The 17,235-nt window shown below is 33.2% G+C and carries 11 protein-coding genes; all 11 read left to right on the top strand.

The annotated features are described in order from the left end of the window. Positions 1-19: 19 nt before the first annotated feature. The 11 genes from ACTS9J_RS06485 to ACTS9J_RS06435 are packed head-to-tail and all read left to right on the top strand — an operon-like array spanning position 20 to position 17,234. Positions 20-3,253: a SusC/RagA family TonB-linked outer membrane protein gene (locus ACTS9J_RS06485; RefSeq protein WP_291046868.1), complete on the top strand. Its 3,234-nt coding sequence runs from the start codon at positions 20-22 to the stop codon at positions 3,251-3,253. Between the two features lie 18 nt (positions 3,254-3,271). Further along, positions 3,272-5,095 carry a RagB/SusD family nutrient uptake outer membrane protein gene (locus ACTS9J_RS06480; protein ID WP_221855142.1) on the top strand — a complete coding sequence of 608 codons (1,824 nt, stop codon included), beginning with the start codon at positions 3,272-3,274 and terminating at the stop codon, positions 5,093-5,095. 12 nt (positions 5,096-5,107) lie between these two features. Further along, positions 5,108-6,799, top strand: coding sequence for a DUF4957 domain-containing protein (locus ACTS9J_RS06475; RefSeq protein ID WP_416410509.1), 1,692 nt, complete (start codon positions 5,108-5,110; stop codon positions 6,797-6,799). A 14-nt stretch (positions 6,800-6,813) separates the two neighbouring features. After that, a complete protein-coding gene (locus ACTS9J_RS06470; protein ID WP_219034319.1) occupies positions 6,814-9,024 on the top strand; it encodes a pectinesterase family protein in 2,211 nt (736 codons plus the stop codon). 31 nt (positions 9,025-9,055) lie between these two features. Beyond that, positions 9,056-10,039, top strand: a complete 984-nt coding sequence (locus ACTS9J_RS06465; protein WP_291046874.1) for a DUF4861 family protein — start codon at positions 9,056-9,058, stop codon at positions 10,037-10,039. Between the two features lie 10 nt (positions 10,040-10,049). After that, positions 10,050-11,264 carry a glycoside hydrolase family 88/105 protein gene (locus ACTS9J_RS06460; RefSeq protein WP_291046876.1) on the top strand — a complete coding sequence of 405 codons (1,215 nt, stop codon included), beginning with the start codon at positions 10,050-10,052 and terminating at the stop codon, positions 11,262-11,264. A gap of 5 nt (positions 11,265-11,269) precedes the next feature. After that, positions 11,270-12,898, top strand: a complete 1,629-nt coding sequence (locus tag ACTS9J_RS06455) for a glycoside hydrolase family 43 protein (RefSeq protein ID WP_448353051.1) — start codon at positions 11,270-11,272, stop codon at positions 12,896-12,898. After that, on the top strand, positions 12,898-13,710 hold the full coding sequence (locus tag ACTS9J_RS06450) for a rhamnogalacturonan acetylesterase (protein WP_448353050.1): 813 nt from the start codon (positions 12,898-12,900) through the stop codon (positions 13,708-13,710). Before ACTS9J_RS06455 ends, ACTS9J_RS06450 begins: the two co-directional genes overlap by 1 nt. After that, a complete protein-coding gene (locus ACTS9J_RS06445; protein ID WP_312068167.1) occupies positions 13,710-15,377 on the top strand; it encodes a glycoside hydrolase family 28 protein in 1,668 nt (555 codons plus the stop codon). The genes ACTS9J_RS06450 and ACTS9J_RS06445 overlap by 1 nt, the downstream gene beginning before the upstream one ends. After that, positions 15,361-16,263, top strand: coding sequence for an alpha/beta hydrolase (locus tag ACTS9J_RS06440; RefSeq protein ID WP_219034313.1), 903 nt, complete (start codon positions 15,361-15,363; stop codon positions 16,261-16,263). The genes ACTS9J_RS06445 and ACTS9J_RS06440 overlap by 17 nt, the downstream gene beginning before the upstream one ends. Then, positions 16,260-17,234 (top strand): pectinesterase family protein, encoded by a 975-nt coding sequence (locus ACTS9J_RS06435; protein WP_448353049.1) that lies wholly within the window; start codon positions 16,260-16,262, stop codon positions 17,232-17,234. Before ACTS9J_RS06440 ends, ACTS9J_RS06435 begins: the two co-directional genes overlap by 4 nt. Position 17,235: the final 1 nt, after the last annotated feature.

Raw genomic sequence — 17,235 nt, 5'->3', positions numbered from 1 at the left:
GAAACACAAAACCACACATATGAGGATATCTAAAATTAAGTTATTCACGCTTTTGCTTCTACCAATTGCGAGTTTTGCGCAAGAAGAAATAAAAGTTTCCGGAACAGTTAAATCATCTATTAATAATTCACCTCTTAATGGAGTTGACATTTATGTAGATGGGACAACGTACGAAACAATTACAGATGAAAATGGATTTTATGAAATTGTTGTTCCAGATAACTCGACTTTAACCATTACCTATGATGGTTATGAAATACAGACTATTCCTGTTAATAAGAAAGGAACAATCGATATAAAACTGAAAGATCTTGTTGCAACAGAGCAACAAAATCTAAATGAAGTTGTTGTAATTGGATATACAACTGTAACACGTGATGAATTAACAGGTTCTGTGGCAAGTGTAAATGCTGATCAGATAAAAGATATGGCAGTAAATTCTGCTGCTGAAGCTATACAAGGTCGATTAGCTGGTGTACAAGTTAGTATGTCCGAAGGTGCACCAGGAGCTGATGTTACAATTAAAGTTCGTGGAGGCACATCGATTACACAAGACAACAGCCCTCTGTATATCGTGGATGGAATACAAGTAGAAAATGCCTTATCTATTTTATCTCCACAAGAAATTGCAAGTATTGATGTTTTAAAAGATGCAGCTTCTACTGCTATTTATGGTGCGAGAGGTGCAAACGGTGTTGTGCTTATTACGACAAAAAGTGGTTTCAACATGCCTACACAAGTTACTTATTCTAATTATACTGGATTTAGAGAAATTCAGAATAAGTTAGAAGTAATGACTCCGTATGAATTTGTACGTTATCAGTATGAATTGTATAATATTAATAATGATGAGCAATTAGCAGATTCTTTCAGAAAAAGATATGGAGATTTTAACGATATAGATATCTATAAAAGTATGGAAGCGAGAGATTGGCAAGAAGAAGTTTTTGGTAGAAAAGCTTTTTCTCAAAATCATAACGTTTCGATTGTTGGTGGAAATAAATCGACTGATTTCAGTTTAAATTTAAATCACATCAACGAAGATGGAATTATGCTGAATTCTGGTTACAAAAGAAATTTAGCAAACTTCAAATTAAATCATAAAATCAGCGACAAAGTAAAAACGGGAGTTAGTTTTAGATATAGTAAAGATAAAATCATGGGAGCTGGTACTTCAAATACAGGTTCTCAATCAAATAACAGACTTCGTAATTCAGTGAGATATCAACCTTTTGCTGCTCCAGGAAACGAATCGTATGTTGATTTCTTCGATCCAGATTATTATGCACAAACAAACCTTACAAGTCCTGTTTTGCTAGCGAATAATGAAGTAAGAGAAGACGAAAGACAAAACCTTTTGATGAATGGTTACTTGTCTTGGCAAATTGTCAAAGGGTTAACCTTCAAATCTGTTTTTGGTTATGTACAAACAGATCGCAATGACAATAGTTTTTACGGAAATATCACAAGTGTTGCAATGGCAAATGCTAATCTTCCTGTGGTTGATATGCGTGCAAGTCAAACAAGAAGAATTTCAAATTCAAATACATTACAATATTCACCAAGATTAGGTTCTAATCATAAACTAGATGTAATGATTGGACAGGAAATTGTAAAAACAGACGGAGAAACATCAAGAACGTATATCAAATGGTTACCAAAAAATATTTCGGCTAATCAAGCATTTTCTAATTTGCAAAGTGCGGTTCCTCCTGCAGGAATGGTACAAGATCCAGTTTCAACATCAGTAAATGTGGATCGATTGGCTTCGTTTTTTGGACAAGTTAATTATTCGTTCAATAAAAAATATATGTTAACACTTTCTGTCAGAACAGACGGATCGAGTGTATTCTCTCCTGATAATCGTTATGCTACCTTCCCTTCTGCTTCATTTGCTTGGAATGTTGCAAGAGAAAATTTCTTAAAAGATTCTTCTTGGATTGACGAACTAAAATTACGTTTAAGCTATGGTACTTCGGGTAATAACCGCATTGAGCCATTCTTATATTCAACATTCTTTAGTAGTTCAAGTAACTGGGGATATTCATTTGATAATGCTGTAGTTCCAGGTTTAGCTCCTAATGAAAGGTTGGCAAATTCGGGTGCAAAATGGGAAAAAACAATTTCTAAAAACATTGGATTAGATTATACTTTATTCAATAAACGTGTTTATGGTAGTATCGATGCTTATGTAACAAATACAAAAGATTTATTATTATTGGCTAAAATTCCGCAAACAGGCGGATACGAATACCAATATCAAAACTCTGGTGAAACGGAAAACAAAGGAATTGAATTTACAATAGGTGCTGATATTGCGAAATCTAAAAACTTTAAATGGAATGTAAACTTCAATATTTCTCATAATCAAAATGTTATCAAATCTTTAGGAAAAGATGTAACTGGTGATGGTCTACAATACTATTATCAATCATCTGGATGGGTAAATAATTTGCAAGATTTCAAAGTTGAAGTAGGTAAACCTATCGGACAATTCTATGGTTATGTAACAGACGGATGGTACAAAGTGAGCGATTTCGATTACAATCCATCAACTCAAAAATATACATTAAAAGCTGGTGTTGCAAGCAATTCTGCTGCGGCATTAGGTTCAAAAGATGTGCGTCCTGGAGATTTAAAATTGAAAGATTTAAATAACGATGGAATAATTGATGATAATGATAAAACAGTTTTAGGAAATGCTCAACCTAAATTCTATGGTGGATTTAATCAACAATTTCAATGGAAAAATATCGACCTAAGTATGTTCTTCACTTATTCTGTTGGTAATAAAGTTTACAATGCCAATAAAGTTGAGTTTACAACACAATATTTATACCGCGACAACAATATGTTAAAAGCAGTTGCTGGAGCTTGGAGAAATTTTGACGATAACGGAAATCGAGTAACAGATCCTACACAATTAGAAGCTCTAAACGCAAATGCTACATTTTGGTCACCTCCTTCTGGAAATTATATTTTACATTCTTATGCCATCGAAGATGGATCTTATTTAAGATTAAGCAACGTTACAGTTGGTTATTCTTTACCAGAAGATATGTTAGCAAAAACGAAATTTATTAGCAAAGTAAGAATCTACGCAACAATCAATAATTTATTTACAATTACTGGTTATTCTGGTTATGATCCTGAAGCAAATACAAGACGCACAAGTCCTTTAACTCCTGGAGTTGATTACGCTGCCTATCCACGAAGCAGATTTTTCTTAACAGGTATTAATGTTACTTTCTAATCTCAAAACACATCAAAAATGAAAACAAAAACAATTATAAAAATATTAGGCGTTAGCATCGTTTTATTAACAACAACATCATGCGATGATTATTTGGATGTTAGTAGCCCTTCCAATACTTCCGAAATAGAGGTTTACAACGATGCAAGTTACACTTACTCTGCTTTGGTTGGCGTATATAATCAATTGGCTGGTGATAATGGTTACGGAAACAGAATTTCTTCTATCATTGGACAAGCTGCAGATGATTTCAAAACATCAGGTGATTACAATTGTAACGATCGTCGTGGAATTAGTATGTACAATGCATGTCCTACAAATCCAGAATTAGACAAACCTTTCCGTCAATTATACACAGGAATCGAAAGAGCAAATTTATTAATTTATAATATTCCGACATCTGATGTCTACAAATCTGGAAGTGATAGTGACAAAAAGTTAATGGATAGATATTACGGAGAAGCATTGACGTTAAGAGCGCAATATTATTACGAATTAATCAGAAACTTTGGTGATGTTCCATTTCAAGATAAACCATCTTCTCAGTACGAACATATTTTCCTTCCAAAAACTGATCGTGATGAAGTGTATGAAGTTTTATTAAATGATTTAGAAACTGCTTCAAAAGTTATTCCATGGAGAGCCGAATCTGGAGATCCTACAACACGAATTACAAAAGCTTTTGTGAAAGGCTTACGTGCTCGTATTGCACTTGCTAGAGCTGGATATTCGTTGAGAAGACAGCCTGTACAGATGGTTAAAGGAACAAATCCAGAAAAATATTACCAAATTGCTCGCAACGAAACGTTTGACATTATGCAACAACGTGGAAGTCATAATATCAATCCAAATTACGAAGATGTTTTCCGTGCTATTCACGAAGGTCGCATGGATAATACAAACGAAATGATTTTTCAAGTAGGTGCTTTTGGCGGAAATGCGCGAACTGATAGTAAACTTGGTTATTACAACGGATTACGTCATAATGCAGCTTCTAAATGGAATGGTGGTGGCGGAATAAATGCTTTACCAACTTATTTTTATGAATTTGATAAATATGATCAAAGACGAGATGTAACAATCAATGCGTTCGAAATTAATGCAGATGATTTAACACAGGTGGTAAAAATTGATGCTTTAACAGACGGAAAATTTAGAAAGTCTTGGACAAAAGTAACTGGTCCTTCTCAAAATGTTGGAATCAATTGGCCTATTATGCGTTTTGCTGATGTTTTATTAATGTTTGCTGAAGCAGAAAATGAATTAAATGGTGGACCAACAGCTGCTGCAATAGATGCTTTAAGAGAAGTTAGAGCAAGAGCTTATGCGAACAATCCTGATAAAATGCCTGCGGTTACAGCGAATGGTTATCAAGGCTTTTTTGAGCAAATTGTACACGAAAGATTATTAGAATTTGGTGGAGAATCTATCCGAAAATATGACTTAATCAGATGGAATCTTTTAGGTCAAGTGGTAACAGAAACTCGTGTTAAATTACAAAATCTATTAGATGGAACGGGAGAATATGCCAATGTACCTAAATACATTTATTACAAAATTGGTAAATACGATCCAACGCAAACTGCACAAAAAACTGTTTTGAATTTAGATACTTATTTTGTTGGAAATGATAAAACAGAATTGTTTTACACGCCTTCTGTAGCTTCTACTCCAACGGGATATACACGCATAAACTGGCAAACTGGAATGGCTGCGACAATGATTAACGACGAGCGAAAAGGTTGGTTACAATATTACAAACCAAATCATTCAGAACTGTTGCCTATTTATCAAGACATCATCAATACAAACTATAATTTAACACAAGATTACGGATACTAAAACACAATTATTATGAAAAAAACTTTTTATAAAATATTGATTATAGGAACAGTATTACTTACTGCAAATGCTGTAATCTCTTGTAATGATGATGAATTTCAGTCAGAATCTAACGATCCAATGAGAATGTTTACACCATTGTCTTTATCTGCCGAAAATTTTGAAACAGAAACTAAAGTCACATGGTCACCTTCTCTGTATACTAATAATATTGACGAAACTTATACAACAGAAGTTTCAAGCGATTCGTTATTTACAAATCCAAAAGATATCATTTTAACAAAAAAAACAGATTCTGCTGGAGTTGTTATTACGGATCAAGAAATTCCCGTGAGAAAAAATTTCTTTATACGTGTTAAAACAAATGCTTACGAAAACAGACCAGAATCTCACTGGTCTGTTAGTAAGCGAATTAAAATTATTGGAATCCAAATTTTGCATCCTATTTATGATCCAAATATTCTGGAGAATCAAGCAACGGTTAGTTGGGATGTAACTGCTGGAGTAACTGAATTGAGATTTCAAGCATATACACAAGTTTCTGGTCAGGATCCTGTTTATGTTAGCGATCCTATTATAAGTCAAATTACAAGTAGCGAAGCTGCTGCTGGACTTAAAACAACAAAAGGGCTTAATCCAAGTACACGATATACAGTCGAAATTTATAAAGGAAATACAAGCGTTGGTTCTCAGAATTTCACGACTAAATCGTCTACAAGTTATAGTGTTATTGCTAATTCTGGCGATGATTTAATCACCTTGATTAACAATGCAAAAGATGGTGATATCATTGGATTAAATCCTGGTAAATATGATTCTGGAGATAAATTGTTTGCAATTAATGCGAAGAAAATTTCATTGATTGGAATTTCTGGAAATCCAGAAGATACAAAAGTTTCTTTCAAAGAATTTACGTTAAATGATACTGGGGCTGGTTTACATCTAAAGAATATCGAATTAGATGGAAGCGCAAATACGGCAGATTATTTAATCAATTTGACAAGCAGCAGCAGCAATGGTGCGAAGGCTAATTTTGCAAATGTATTGATTGAAAACTGTATTGTAAGTAGTGTTAAAACCTCAGCTTTCAGAGCAAATAGAGGTCCAAATAGCGGATATGTAATGGATAAATTTGAGATTAAACATTCTTTCTTCAAGAATTTCCCAGCTTCATCTTACGGATTTTTACATTTAGACAAATTAGTTTTTAACGAAGTTAATATCGAAAATTCAACATTTACAGAAGTTGGAGATTTATTTATTCGATACAGAGAAAGTATTACTACGCCATCTGCTAACGCAACAATTAATGTCAACAATTGTACAATTAATAGTTTTGGACAAAGTTCTTCTTTTCCACTATTAGACAATAATAACGTGCCGATCAAAGCTAATTTTACCAATAATATTATTGCAAATTCGCCAAGAGTTGGAGGAAGTTTATCGAGTAATAATTTAATTCGTTTAGCTACTTCAAGTACAGCTGTTTTTACGTTCAACAATTTCTATAATTTGACGAATGGTAAAGCAGCTGATTTACAAAAACTTGTTTTTCCTACTGGAGGAGTAACTTCTACGAATAATCAAGAAAATGCTCTAAATTGGACAAACACAACAATTGATTTTACATTACCAGTCAATTCTCCATTAAGAACTGCATCTTCTACAGGTGCTGCGATTGGAGATCCAAGATGGTGGAATTAATTAAACGATAAAAAATGAAATCACACATCGCAATTACATTTATATTTTTAATTCATTCATGTTTATTTGCACAGAATTTACCTGCTTTTCCTTCTGCCGAAGGATATGGCAGGTACAGTTCTGGTGGACGAGGTGGAGAAGTCTATATTGTCACAAATCTCAACGATTCTGGTAAAGGAAGTTTACGATACGGAATTCAAAAAAAATTGAGCAGAACAATCGTTTTTGCTGTTTCTGGAAACATTATATTGCAATCTCCTTTGGATATTAATTACGGAAATATTTCTATTCTTGGACAAACTGCTCCTGGAGATGGTATTACGGTTTCTAATTATCCTGTAACCATCAAATCTGACAATGTAATTATTCGTTACATGAGATTTCGTTTAGGCGATTTAGCAAAAGTAGAAGGTGATGCTTTGGGTGGTCGAAATGCACAAAATATAATCATAGATCATTGTTCGGTAAGTTGGGCTACAGATGAAAACATCTCGTTTTATCGTGTCAAAAATCTTACAATTCAATGGTCTATCATATCAGAAGCTCTTAATAAATCTATCCATGTAAAAGGAGCGCATGGTTATGGTGGAATTTGGGGTGGTGAGCCTGCAAGTTTCCACCACAATCTAATTATGAGTAACAATAGTCGAAATCCTCGTTTTAGTGGGTCAGAATCAACGATGAATCCTGAAGATGAAATGGTTGATTTTCGTAATAATGTAATTTTTAATTGGGGCGCAAATTCTATTTATGGCGGAGAAAAAGGAAAATATAATTTGATTAATAATTATTTCAAATCTGGACCAGCCACAAAACATAAAAATAGAATTGTAAATCCTTCTATTCCATATGGTAAATTTTATGTCAACGGAAATTTTGTAAAAGGTTATGCTGATATAACAGCAAATAACTGGAATGGCGGTGTACAAGCCGATGAACCTTTAAAAGCAAAAGCTGAAACTGAATTTGGTAAAAATGAAATTATCACTCATTCTGCTGAAAATGCCTACAAAATGGTTCAAGCACATGCGGGAGCAAGTTTAAAACGCGATGAAGTTGATAATCGATTAATTGGTTATTTAACAAACGGATATCCAAAAAATATGACCGGAATTATCGATAGTCAAACAGAAGTTGGCGGATTTCCTACGTTAAAAACATACAATATTCCTACAGATACAGATCAGGATGGAATGGACGATGAATGGGAAAAAAGAAATAATTTGAAAGTTGGCATTAACGATGCAAACGGTTACAATTTATCAAGTCAATATACCAATTTAGAAGTTTATGCAGAATCATTAGTTTCAGAAAAGATTAATTCAGCGAATAACAAAGTCAAAGATTATGATTTTATTGTAGCGAAAGATGGTTCAGGGCAATTCAAAACTATTCAAGAATTAATTGCTGCACTACCCGATTTTAGTCGAGTTCCTGTAAAAGTTTTGATTAAAAATGGTGTTTACAAAGAAAAAATCACCTTACCTCCTTCTAAAACGATGATTAATTTTATTGGTGAAGATCAACACAAAACCATTTTGACGTATGATGATTACGCATCAAAATTAAATAATATTGGTCAAGAAATTGGAACATCTGGTTCGGCTTCATTTTTTATTTTTGGAGATAATTTTTCAGCCGAAAATATAACATTCGAAAATAGCGCAGGCGAAGTTGGACAAGCTGTTGCTGTTCGCGTTGATGCAGATAAAATAAAATTTACAAATTGTCGGTTTTTAGGAAATCAAGATACGTTATATTTAGTGAAAAGCGGAAGCAGACAATATTTTAAGAACTGTTACATCGAAGGTACAGTCGATTACATTTTCGGAGCAGGAACCGCTTATTTTGAAAACTGTCAGCTAAATAATAAAGGGAAAGGATACATTACAGCGGCATCAACGACAGAAGATCAGAAATACGGTTTCGTTTTCGAGAATTGTAAGATTTCTGGGAACAATCAAGATTCTCATCATTTGGGAAGACCTTGGCGACCTTTTGCTCAAACTACTTTCATCAATTGTGACATGGATTTGTCTGTTAAAGCAGAAGGTTGGAACAATTGGGGGAAAGTTGCAAATGAATCTACAACACGCTACTCCGAATACAAATCTACAGGTAAACATATCGCAAATAAAAGAGTTAAATGGAGTCGTCAATTAACTGCTCAAGAAGCTTTAGCTTTCTCTAAAAATAATGTTTTAGGTGATTGGATCGTCAATTAAACTCCTCACTAATTTTAAAAAATAAATACGTATGAAAAAAATTATTGCCACAATAACAACATTAATCCTTGTCACTTCTTGTAGTAACAGATTGGTTCAACATGAAAACAATGGATTTACCTATTCCGAAATTTCTATAAAAGAAGGCGGAAAATGGGTAGATGGAAAAAGAGGTCACAAAGAGTACGAAGGCGGAACATTTCGAAATGTACAAGAACATACTCTTGATCCTCAGCATACCGATCATGCTTTCGATATTCGATACGAAGGTCCAGGTTGGGAAAATCAAAATGTTGGTTATCGTTTGTATTTGGATTGGAGAAATGCTGTTGATATTTTCGGAAAAAAAGTAAAAACGCAAGTTTTGCAAGATGTTGGACAAGATGGATTTGATTCTTATCACGATCCTCAACCTTGGGGACAAGATATTCTGAAAGCTGGTAAATCGCTTGGAATTGGTGGTTTTGGACGATTAGTGAATGATACGGTTGCGCATTTGCATCAAGTTGAAAATACATATGTCAAAGTTAAAAACAGTAAAAATGTTTCGAGTTTTGAAATTGATTATTCTAAATGGAAAACTGCGGATCACACAACAGATGTAAAAGCAAAAGTTTCGATTTATCCTTATGATCGTTTTTCTAAATTTGAATTGAAAACTTTTGTCTTAACGAATGGTTTAACAACTGGTTTGGTGAAATTCAAAAATATTCCGTTGCAGCAAAAGAAAAGCGCAAATGGAAGTTGGGGATATATCGCAACCTACGGAAAACAAACTTTAGTTGACAAAAATGATTTGCTTGGAATGGCAATTTTCTATAAATCGGATGAGGTCGAAAAATTAGTAAACGGAAAAGATGATCATTTAATCGTTTTCAAACCGACAACCAAAACAATGACATATTATATTTTGGCAGCTTGGGCACAAGAGCCAAATGGACTTAAAAACGAAACTGAATTCTACAATGATTTGAATTCGAAATTAGTTCAATTAGAAAAGTCTAATCGTTTATAAATAGTTGATAATGAAAAATATTTTAAAAACAACGGTTTGTGGTTTGATGATAATTTCGAGTACGTCTTGTATCAGTCAGAAAAAAAATACAGAAAATATTCTTGTCGATCCAAAGTTAAAATGGTCAGAAAGAATGGCAATTTCAGAAACTATTCGTTTCCCTGATCCTACACTTTTAGATTTTCAAAAAAAACCACGTTGGAGTTATACAAATGGATTGGTTTTAGACGCTATGTACAAAGTATATGAGCAAACAAATAACCAAACTATCTATAATTATATCTACGATTATGCAAATAGAATGATTGATTCGAATGGAAAAATTGATACGTATAAGTTCGAGAATTATAATTTAGATATGATTAAATCTGGCGACGCAATTTTTGATTTATACGAAAAAACAAAAGAAAATCGATTCAAAATTGCAATGGAAACGTTAGATAAACAATTAGAACAACAACCAACAACAACGGAAGGCGGATATTGGCACAAAAAAATCTATCCAAATCAGATGTGGTTAGATGGTGTTTACATGGCCGAACCTTTTCATGCAAAATATGCTACAAAATTTCAGAGCGCAACTGAAGCGAAAAAATCGTATGATAAAATTGTTTTACAATTTGACTTAATCGAAAAATATAACCGCGATCCAAAAACTGGTTTATATTATCACGGTTGGGACGAAAGCAGAAAAGAAAAATGGTCAAATAGTACAACAGGTCTTTCTCAACACTTCTGGTCGAGAGGAATGGGTTGGTACGGAATGGCTTTGGTTGATGTGTTAGACTATTTACCAAAAGATTATCAAGGTCGTGATAAATTAATCAAATACCTTAATCAATATGCGGAGGCAATTGTGAAGGTTCAACATTCTTCGGGAACTTGGTATCAAGTTTTGGATCAAGGAAATAGAACAGGAAATTATTTGGAAGCAACAGGTTCATCGATGTACGTTTATACGTTAGCAAAAGGTGTTAACAAAGGTTATTTACCAAAATCATACATGAAAAATGCCAAAAATGGATTTGAAGGAATTTTAAAAGAGTTTATTCAAGTCGATGAAAAAGGTATTGTAAGTTTAGAAAAATGTTGTTCTGTTGCTGGTTTAGGTGGAAATCCTTATCGCGATGGTTCTTACGAGTATTACATTAGTGAAGAAATAAGAGCAAATGATCCGAAAGGTACTGGACCATTTATTTTAGCTGCATTAGAATTAAATCGTTAATCGCCATGAAATCAACATTAATTCTCCTATCATTATTAGGATTAAATTTCTTGCCAATACACGCTCAAAAATCAAATGTCTGGATATCAGATTTAGGAAACGGAACGTACAAAAATCCTGTTTTATATGCAGATTATTCTGATCCTGATGCAATTCGTGTCGGTGATGATTTTTTTATGACAGCTTCTAGTTTTAATGAAGCGCCAGGTTTACCAATTTTACATTCAACTGATATGATTAATTGGAAATTGGTCAATCATGCCCTACCCGATGTTTTTCCTATTAAACATTTTAGTACGCCAAAAAGAGGTGATGGTGTTTGGGCGCCGAGTATCAGATTTCATAACAACGAATATTATATTTATTGGGGCGATCCAGATTTCGGAATTTACATGGTCAAAACCCAAAATCCTTTCGGAAAATGGGAAGATCCTATTTTAGTTCAAGAAGGAAAAGGTATTATTGATACGTGTCCGTTTTGGGATGAGGACGGAAATGCCTATATCGTACATGGTTGGGCAGGAAGTCGTGCAGGTGTAAAAAGTATTTTGACAATCAAAAAAATGAATGCGGAAGGAACAAAAGTCTTAGATAAAGGAAAACACATTTTCGATGGACACGAAAATCATCCAACTGTCGAAGGACCAAAAATCTATAAACGCAACGGTTATTATTACATTTTTGCTCCTGCAGGTGGAGTAGCTACTGGTAGGCAATTAGTTTTACGTTCAAAAAATATTTATGGGCCTTATGATGAAAAAATTGTTTTAGAACAAGGGAAATCCAATGTCAATGGACCTCATCAAGGTGCTTGGGTGGATACAAAAAATGGAGAAGATTGGTTCTATCATTTTCAAGATGCGGACACTTATGGACGAATTGTTCATCTTCAACCAATGAAATGGATCAACGATTGGCCCTTTATTGGTGTTGATCAAGATAAAAATGGAATTGGAGAACCAGTTTTAACGTATAAAAAACCTACAATTTCGAATAAGTCTGACATTATAAATCCTTCAGAAACAGATGAATTTAAAGAAAATGATATTGGATTACAATGGCAATGGAGCGCAAATCCTTCAATTGTTTGGTACAGTAAATTAGCAAATCAAAATTTTCTTCGTCTTTTCTCTATCAAAGTTCCAGAAAATTCGAATAATCTTTGGACGGTTCCTAATTTGTTAACCCAAAAATTTCCTGCACCAAATTTCACAGCTTCAACAAAAATAAAACTTACGCCTGAAGATGCTACAGAAGGGAAAACTGCTGGTTTATTAATCATGGGAACAGATTATCAATCTTTGGTTATCACAAATAAAAAAGATGGTTATTATTTACAATTGATTCGTGCAGAAAAAGCAGAGAAAAATAATCCAGAAAAAATTCTATCCGAAGTAAAATTAGGAACTAATGAAGTTTTCTTGAAAGTAAGAGTGAGCGAACCTAACGGAGTTTGTCAATTTAGTTTTAGTGAAAACGGAAAAAAATATACATCAATCGGAGAACCATTTCAAGCTAAACCAGGAAAATGGATCGGAGCAAAAGTTGGTATATATAGTATAAGTTCTCAAGATGCGAAACGTGGTGGTTATGCTGATTTTGATTGGTTCAGAGTAGATAAAAATGAGAAATAATGAAGACAAAACAATTTTTATATGCTTTAATTTGCTTCGTTACTTTGTCAAATTTTTGTCATGCTCAAAAAGGAAAATCAATCACCATTTTCTTAATCGGATATTCAACTGTTGCAGATTATATAGACGATTATGATCCGGGCAAAAACTATATGAAAAACAGATATCCAATTGCTGGTTGGGGACAAGAATTTCAACCATTTTTTGTAAAAGATAATGTACAAGATGTGAAACATTTAGCCAATAAACATATCATCGTCAAGGATAAAGCAAAAGGTGGTCGAAGTACGCGTACTTTTTTTCAAGAAGGTAGATGGCGAGAGGTTTATTCTCAACTAAAAAAAGGTGATTATGTATTGATTCAATTTGGACATAATGATGCCGCCGAAGATAAACCAGAACGATTTGTAAATTTAGAAGGTTACAAAGAATTTTTGAGATTATATGTGGATCAAACAAGAGAAAAAGGTGCAATTCCGATTATTCTAAGTCCTGTTGCGAGAAATTATCCATGGAAAAATGGAAAACTAGAAAATGTACATGGCGAATATCCATTTGTCGCTAAAGAAATTGCAAAAGAAAAAAATGTTCCATTCTTAGATTTGAATCAATTATCGATGGATTTTTTTAACCAAAAAGGACAAGAATATGTGACAAAAACCTATTTCATGAATTTTGAAGCGAATTTGTACGATGCTTATCCAAATGGACAAAAAGATAATACACATTTTCAAATTGCAGGCGCAAAAGCTGTCGCATCAATTGTTTTCAAAGAATTCAAAAATATCATTCAAAACAAAACCATTAAATAATGAAAAAATACATAAAACTACTTACAGTTGCGTTAGCGGTTGTTTGTTCTTCTCATATATCAGCTCAAGTTGATGAGAATATTTACAAGGATATTGAGTTTAATATGCCTAAAGTAAAAGAAACTTCGTTTCCAAATCGTGTTGTTTCAATTGCTCAATATGGTGCAAAATCAGACGGAATTTTCAAAAATACAGAAGCAATCAACAAAGCTATTTCAGAAACAAGTGCAAAAGGTGGAGGAAAAGTTGTTATTCCGCGCGGAATTTGGTTGAGTGGTCCTATCGAAATTAAAAGTAATATCAATTTACATTTAGAAGATGGCGCTTTATTGATTTTTAGTAAAGATTTTAACGATTATCCTTTAGTTGAAACAAGCTTCGAAGGATTAAATACAACGCGTACTGCTTCTCCTATTTCTGCAAAAAATGCGCAGAATATTGCGATTACAGGAAATGGAACAATCGATGGAAATGGTGATGCGTGGCGTTTTGTAAAGAAGGGTAAAATGACAGATTCTCAATGGAAAAATCTAGTTGCGTCTGGCGGAGTTTTATCAGATGATAAAAAAACGTGGTTTCCAAGCGAAGGTTCTAAATTAGGTTATATCAGCAGTTCTAATTTTAATGTTCCTGATAAAATTAGCAAAGAAGATCTAATTAAAGTAAGAGATTTTTTACGTCCAGTAATGGTTAGTATTGTTAATTCGGATCGTGTACTTTTAGATGGTCCAACGTTTCAAAATTCACCAGCATGGAACATTCATCCGTTAATGAGTTCGAATATTATCATTCGAAATTTGAATGTTAGAAATCCTTGGTATTCGCAAAATGGAGATGGATTGGATTTAGAATCTTGTAAAAATGTGTTGATTTACAACAATACGTTTGATGTTGGTGATGATGCGATTTGTATCAAATCTGGAAAAGATAAAGATGGTCGCGATCGTGGAATTCCTACTGAAAATGTAATTATCAAAAATAACACAGTTTATCATGCGCACGGCGGATTTGTGATTGGTAGCGAAATGTCTGGTGGTGTTCGTAATGTTCATGTTTCTGGTGCAACTTTTATCGGAACAGATATTGGTTTAAGATTCAAAACGACTCGTGGTCGTGGTGGATTAATCGAAAATATTTACATCTCTAATATTGATATGATTAATATTCCTGCGCAAGCAATTGGTTTTAACATGTTTTACGAAGGAAATTCTCCGATTGTAGAAGATGATCAAAATGCAGATGACGAAAAAAGAAATGATAAAAAAGTTCCTGTAACAGAGGAAACTCCAACAATTCGAAATATATTTTTCAAAAATATTAATGTTGTAAGTTCTCACGAAGCTTTGTTTATCATGGGACTTGCAGAAATGAATATTAAAAATATTGTGGTTGAAAATTCAACTTTCGACACGAAAAAAGCTTTAAGTATTATTGACGCTGATGGAATTCAACTGAAAAATATAAAATTCAATTACAAAGAGGGAAAAGCGGTCACAATTTTTAACAGTAAAAATGTTGATTTAAGCACTACTGAATTCAAGTCAGCTACAACTCCAGAAATTAAGATTATTGGTAATGAATCTGATAAAATCAAGTTACCAAAAGCATTTGATAAGAAGAATGTAACAAGTTCTAAAGAAGTTAAAAAGAATGCAGTTATCAATTAAAAAGATTTTGTTTGTTTTTATGATGCATTTGGTGATAGCCTTCGGTCAAGTTGAGAGACCGAAGGCTTCGCCTTATACAATCGAAACGACTTACAAAAAATTAAAGAAAAATTACCCTTTTATTACGCCGATTTCTTCTAAAAACTTCGAAAACATTAATGCGTTTGAAGATATAATTTATCAAGAAAAACATCAATTAAAAGCAGATATTTATCAACCAAAAAATCAAACTAAATCCTCTATAGCAATTGTTCTTGTACATGGTGGAGGTTGGATTTCGGGTAGCAAAGAAAATCAAAAACCAATGGCTCAAACGTTGGCTTCAGCTGGTTTTGTAACGATGGCGATAAATTATAGATTAAGTGATGCTGCAAAATATCCAGCTCCTTTAGAAGATATGGATGATGCGGTTAATTATTTGAGAAAGAATCGTAAAAAACACAAACTCGATCAATCGAAAATCGTTATTCTTGGCGCTTCTGCAGGTGCTCAATTGGCAACACTTTACGGCGTAAAATCAAAGAAAATTGCTGCAATTATCAATATTGATGGAATTGTTTCTTTTATTCATCCCGAAGCTGAAGAAGGTACTTATGCCAGTTATTTTTTCGGTTATACGAAACAAGATAATTTTGAACTTTGGAAAGAAGCTTCGCCTTTAGAATATGTTACTTCTAAAACGCCTCCTACTCTATTTATCAATAGTTCGCAACCGAGATTTCGAGCTGGTAGAGATGATATGATGAAAAAATTAAGCGATTATCATATTCTAAATGAAGCATACGAAATTAAGAATTCGCCTCATTCTTTTTGGTTGATGAATCCTTGGTTTGATGAAACGAAAGACTACATTATTGATTTTTTAACGAAACGATTTAACAAATGAAAATCATTCAATTCATTTTTATAGTTTGTTTACATTTCATCTATACTAATGTAAATGCTCAATACAAAACAATTACTGTTGCAAAAGATCAACAAGCAGATTTTACATCTATTCAAGAAGCGATTAATTCGTTGAGAGATTTAGGACCAGATCAAGCTTTGATTCTTGTTAAAAATGGCGTTTATCACGAAAAAATTAGAATTCCTTCTTGGAAACATAAAATAAAGATAAAAGGTGAAGATTCAGAGAAAACTATTATTACTAATAATGATTTTTCAGGAAAAATAGATGGTTTAACCAATCAAAAAATGACAACCTATACTTCCTACACTTTTTTGGTTGAAGCAGATGATATACAATTAGAAAATCTCACGATACAAAACGAAAGTTGTAACCAAGGTCAAGCTGTTGCTCTGCATGTGGAAGGCGATAAATTTGTGGCAAAAAATATTCGGTTATTAGGATGTCAAGATACATTGTACACAGCTACAAATAGAAGTCGTCAATATTATCAAAATTGTTATATCGAAGGAACGACAGTTTTTATTTTTGGTGAAGCAATTGCCGTTTTTGAGCATTGTACCATAAAAAGTTTGGCTAATTCTTATATTACAGCTGCGGCAACACATCAAGAGCAAGAATTTGGTTATGTTTTTTTCAATTGTAGTCTTATTGCAGAAAACAATTTGACAAAAGTTTATTTAGGAAGACCTTGGCGTCCTTTTGCCAAAACAGTTTTTATACATACCGAAATGGGAAAACATATTCTTCCTATTGGTTGGAACGAATGGAAAGGTGATGCAATGTTTCCAGATAAAGAAAAAAAAGCTTATTATGCAGAATATAAAAATAAAGGTTTAGGAAATAATCCTCAAAAAAGAGCAATTTGGTCGCATCAATTAACCGAAAAAGAAATACAAAAATATACCATCGAGAATATTTTTAACGGATGGAATCCAAAGCAGAATTAAC

This window comes from Empedobacter sp. ULE_I140, from assembly GCF_053482575.1.
This window is presented reverse-complemented; position numbering and strand designations above follow the sequence as displayed.

What these genes read in the sequence shown, in the direction of transcription:
- ACTS9J_RS06485 (WP_291046868.1), top strand. Translation starts at nt 20, where the DNA reads ATGAGGATATCTAAAATTAAGTTATTCACGCTTTTGCTTCTACCAATT.
- ACTS9J_RS06480 (WP_221855142.1), top strand. Translation starts at nt 3,272, where the DNA reads ATGAAAACAAAAACAATTATAAAAATATTAGGCGTTAGCATCGTTTTA.
- ACTS9J_RS06475 (WP_416410509.1), top strand. Translation starts at nt 5,108, where the DNA reads ATGAAAAAAACTTTTTATAAAATATTGATTATAGGAACAGTATTACTT.
- ACTS9J_RS06470 (WP_219034319.1), top strand. Translation starts at nt 6,814, where the DNA reads ATGAAATCACACATCGCAATTACATTTATATTTTTAATTCATTCATGT.
- ACTS9J_RS06465 (WP_291046874.1), top strand. Translation starts at nt 9,056, where the DNA reads ATGAAAAAAATTATTGCCACAATAACAACATTAATCCTTGTCACTTCT.
- ACTS9J_RS06460 (WP_291046876.1), top strand. Translation starts at nt 10,050, where the DNA reads ATGAAAAATATTTTAAAAACAACGGTTTGTGGTTTGATGATAATTTCG.
- ACTS9J_RS06455 (WP_448353051.1), top strand. Translation starts at nt 11,270, where the DNA reads ATGAAATCAACATTAATTCTCCTATCATTATTAGGATTAAATTTCTTG.
- ACTS9J_RS06450 (WP_448353050.1), top strand. Translation starts at nt 12,898, where the DNA reads ATGAAGACAAAACAATTTTTATATGCTTTAATTTGCTTCGTTACTTTG.
- ACTS9J_RS06445 (WP_312068167.1), top strand. Translation starts at nt 13,710, where the DNA reads ATGAAAAAATACATAAAACTACTTACAGTTGCGTTAGCGGTTGTTTGT.
- ACTS9J_RS06440 (WP_219034313.1), top strand. Translation starts at nt 15,361, where the DNA reads ATGCAGTTATCAATTAAAAAGATTTTGTTTGTTTTTATGATGCATTTG.
- ACTS9J_RS06435 (WP_448353049.1), top strand. Translation starts at nt 16,260, where the DNA reads ATGAAAATCATTCAATTCATTTTTATAGTTTGTTTACATTTCATCTAT.